Origin of the sequence: Nostoc cf. edaphicum LEGE 07299 (genome assembly GCF_015207245.1) — a bacterium.
In the GTDB taxonomy this organism is placed as follows: Bacteria; Cyanobacteriota; Cyanobacteriia; order Cyanobacteriales; family Nostocaceae; genus Nostoc; species Nostoc edaphicum_B.
Genome location: NZ_JADEXF010000563.1, coordinates 1 through 3,928, shown reverse-complemented (window position 1 = coordinate 3,928; position 3,928 = coordinate 1). Strand labels below are relative to the sequence as shown.

Genomic DNA, 3,928 nt, shown 5'->3' with positions numbered 1-3,928 from the left:
TGTATAAGAGACAGACTGTCCAGAGATGGAATTGATAATTAATAACGGCTCATAAGCTGGATTAGCATTTAAAGGCATTTGCTTTGCTGAAGCTTCTAAGCGTTGCAATGCCCTAGCTAAAGCGCGGGGATTACCAGTTAATCTAGCAGAACCTGCATCAGCAGAAAATTCTCGTGTGCGCGAAATTGCTAGCTGAATGATTGTCGCAGCCAGTGGCGCAAGCATGACTGTTAATAAAACTCCTATTGGATTTCCACCTCTGTTGTCATCTCGTGAACCACCACCAAACCATAGGCTGTAACTAACCATTTGGGCTAGGAATGAAATCGCACCAGCCACAGTAGCAGCAACGGCTTGTGTCAAGGTGTCACGATTAATAATATGGGTTAGCTCGTGGGCGATAACGCCTTCGAGTTCATCATCTGGCAATATATTTAGAATACCTTCGGTGACAGCCACAGCAGCGTGTTCTGGATCGCGCCCTGTAGCGAAAGCGTTAGCACCAAGGCTAGGAACTATGTAAACTTTAGGCATAGGAATGTTAACGCGATTGCTCAATCTTTGCACCATCCGATAAAGTCCTGGTGCTTCCCTTTCACTCACAGGTTGCGCCTGGTATACTGCTAGGGCAATTTTATCTGATTGATACCAGGAAAACAGGTTGGTTACTGCTGCCAAGCCAATCCCGATAATCAAGCCACTATAACCACCAATTACCCAGTAACTAATTGCAATCAAAAGACCACTTAACGCAGCTAGCAAAGCAGCCGTTTTCAATTGATTTGTCATGTTTTTGCTCTCCTGCTAATGCTGTGTAAATTTTTTAGAAAACAGCATTACTTCAGCTACATTTTGATTTTATCCAGCTAAACTTAGATATATAGTACAGAAAACCTATCAGATAAGTACGGTTTTCCTACTTAAGTTTTAGTAATAAGTAATTTAGGAATAAAATTAATTCTTATAAATACTGAAAATACATCTATCTATAGGAATAAATTGTTGCTCTAGGCAGAAATTACAACTGTGATGCTTAGATTAGGCTATGCCTACACCATTAGTTAAGATGCAGTTACTTATAAAGGTTCTGAGTTTATTCCTTGTATTTGATCTACCTGTTCGGTAAATACCTGAAAATCTAATTCGCACGCTTTCAAAGCTTCAGTAGCTTGTGAATATTTTGGGGTATCAAACTAATCGCGATCGCAAATTTTTGGCAACCAAGAACGCAGTTTAATTAGTTTCACCTCATTAGACTATTGGTTCTCAAGAATTACAGAACTGATATAGTAATACTATTTTCAAAAATTTTTGCAGCAAATAAATCGGCTGTAGGGGTATCTCTATCACTATTGTAGTAAAAACAGGCAAAATGCAGCTACAAAATAAATTTGTCCAGAAAATTCCTCAGACTGTTTGGGTTTTAGGGTTTGTCAGTCTGTTGACAGATATTAGTTCCGAGATGATTAATTCTGTGTTGCCCTTGTTTCTAGTATCAGTTTTAGGGGCAGATATTTTGACTGTCGGCATCATTGAAGGTATCGCAGAGGCGACAGCTTCAATCTTAAAAGTCTTTTCAGGAGTATTGAGTGATTACTGGGGACATCGTAAAGGATTAGCGGTGTTTGGATACGGATTATCAACCTTTGTGAAACCTCTATTTGCTGTAGCTACCAATCCGACTGGGGTGTTAATAGCTCGATTTGGCGATCGCATTGGCAAAGGTATTCGGGTAGCGCCCCGCGATGCCTTAGTTGCCGATTCCACTAATCCAGAAGTACGCGGCGCAGCCTACGGATTGCGTCAATCCCTCGATACTATCGGAGCATTTTTGGGGCCTTTGGCAGCATTTACCCTGATGGCTGCATCCAAAAACAACTTCCGCCTCATTTTTTGGCTAGCACTCATCCCTGGATTCTTCGCAGTGGCTTTATTAGTAGTGGGAGTGCGCGAACCAAAAACAACTCAAACTCAAGGAAACCGAAGCAATCCTCTGCAATGGGAAGCTTTATACAGTTTGGGTTCAGGATACTGGGTAATTGTAGTAGTGGCATTGCTATTCAATTTAGGCAACTCCAGCAATGCTTTTTTGTTGCTGCGAGCTGAACAAACAGGTATTTCTGCTTCACTCATCCCATTGACATTAATGGTGGTGAACATCGCCTACTCGTTCAGCGCCTACCCATTGGGAATACTTTCAGATCGCGTGGGAAAATTTGGTTTACTAGTAGGCGGATTTCTCCTATATGCTCTAGTGTATCTAGGCTTTGCTTTCGTGCAGACACCTTGGCAAGTCTGGGGATTGTTTGCCCTTTATGGTCTGCATTTAGGTATGAGTAAAGGATTGCTGTTAGCGCTAGTGGCAAATAGTATACCTGCAAATCTGCGCGGCACTGCTTTTGGATTCTTCAATTTGGCTGTGGGATTAGCGCTTTTACCTGCTAGTTTGCTAGCTGGGGGATTGTGGCAAACATTGGGAGCAGAGGCAACATTTATAACTGGAAGTTTGTTTGCGATCGCTGCTGTCTTATTATTGGTAATTAATAGAAAAAAATATTTGCAAATATAAGTAAGCTAACTGAATCTCAATAAATTATCTATGAGGTTGCGGTGGATAATACAGCCCACCGTAACCTTTAGACTAATAGATTGAGTTTAACAAAAGCGATCGCTCTACACCTTAAAGTTCTCAGCAATCCGCTTCATGGCTTCTTCGACATTCTCCCGGCTGTTAAACGCCGAAATGCGGAAGTAACCTTCACCCGCAGCACCAAAGCCAGAACCAGGTGTCCCTACAACGTTGACAGTTTGCAGCAGCTTATCAAAGAATTCCCAACTGGATAAACCATTAGGAGTTTTCACCCAAACGTAAGGTGCATTCACGCCACCATAAACTGACAATCCGGCGGCTGTGAGTTTCTCGCGGATAATTTTGGCGTTTTCTAGATAGAAACTCACCAATCCTTTGATTTGCGCTTGTCCTTCTTCAGAGTAAACCGCTTCGGCTCCTCGTTGGACGATGTAAGAAACACCATTAAACTTGGTAGACTGGCGGCGATTCCAGAGTTTCCATAGTTCTACATCGGAACCATCGGTGGCTTTGGCTGTGAGTGTCTTTGGTACTACGGTTAACGCGCAACGAGTTCCTGTAAAACCTGCGTTCTTAGAGAAAGAGCGAAATTCGATCGCAACTTCTCTTGCACCTTCAATTTCATAAATTGAGTGCGGAATCGATGTATCGGTAATATAAGCTTCGTAGGCTGCATCAAAGAAAATAATCGAGTTATTAGCTTTGGCATAGTCCACCCAAGCCTTGAGATATTCCTTGGTTGCAGTTGCGCCAGTGGGGTTATTGGGAAAGCAGAGATAAATTAAATCTACTTTCTTTGAAGGAATTTCGGCGGTGAAGTTGTTATCAGCCGTAATTGGCAGATAAACTAAACCCTCAAATTCGCCTTTATCGTTGGCATCCCCAGTATTTCCCACCATAACATTAGTGTCTACATACACAGGGTAAACTGGGTCAGTAACGGCAATTATATTGTCATGACCAAAGATTTCCAAAATGTTACCTGTGTCGCACTTGGAACCGTCAGAGATAAAGATTTCGGAAGCATCTATATTGGCTCCTCGTGCTTGAAAATCTTGAGTAGCAATTTTTTCCCGCAACCATGCGTAGCCTTGCTCTGGGCCATAGCCTTTAAAGGTATTGCGATCGCCCATTTCTTCCACAGCTTTAATCATCGCTGTACGGCAAGCCTCCGGTAGAGGTTCGGTAACATCACCAATGCCCAGCCGGATGATTTTAGCATTACTGTTAGCTTCTGCAAAGGCATTCACCCGCCGAGCAATTTCTGGAAACAGATAACCCGCTTTCAGCTTCAGGTAGTTGTCGTTAATAGTTGCCATTATGTGGATTATGAAAAAC

At 42.4% G+C, this 3,928-nt stretch carries 3 protein-coding genes; 1 reads left to right on the top strand and 2 read right to left on the bottom strand.

What is annotated here, in order from left to right; genetic code table 11:
• Positions 1–789, bottom strand: a 789-nt coding sequence (locus tag IQ229_RS16855; protein WP_194045631.1) for a M48 family metalloprotease, incomplete at its 3' end; no start/stop codon positions are given.
• A 583-nt stretch (positions 790–1,372) separates the two neighbouring features.
• On the opposite strand from IQ229_RS16855, the gene IQ229_RS16850 reads away from it, so the two are divergent.
• A complete protein-coding gene (locus tag IQ229_RS16850; RefSeq protein ID WP_194045629.1) occupies positions 1,373–2,569 on the top strand; it encodes an MFS transporter in 1,197 nt (398 codons plus the stop codon).
• A 104-nt stretch (positions 2,570–2,673) separates the two neighbouring features.
• On the opposite strand, the gene IQ229_RS16845 is transcribed toward IQ229_RS16850, so the two are convergent.
• Positions 2,674–3,909 (bottom strand): LL-diaminopimelate aminotransferase, encoded by a 1,236-nt coding sequence (locus IQ229_RS16845; RefSeq protein WP_194045627.1) that lies wholly within the window; start codon positions 3,907–3,909, stop codon positions 2,674–2,676.
• Positions 3,910–3,928: the final 19 nt, after the last annotated feature.

Bases quoted from the DNA above. Each gene is read 5' to 3' on its own strand.
- IQ229_RS16850 (WP_194045629.1), top strand. From the start codon at position 1,373: ATGCAGCTACAAAATAAATTTGTCCAGAAAATTCCTCAGACTGTTTGG.
- IQ229_RS16845 (WP_194045627.1), bottom strand. From the start codon at position 3,909: ATGGCAACTATTAACGACAACTACCTGAAGCTGAAAGCGGGTTATCTG.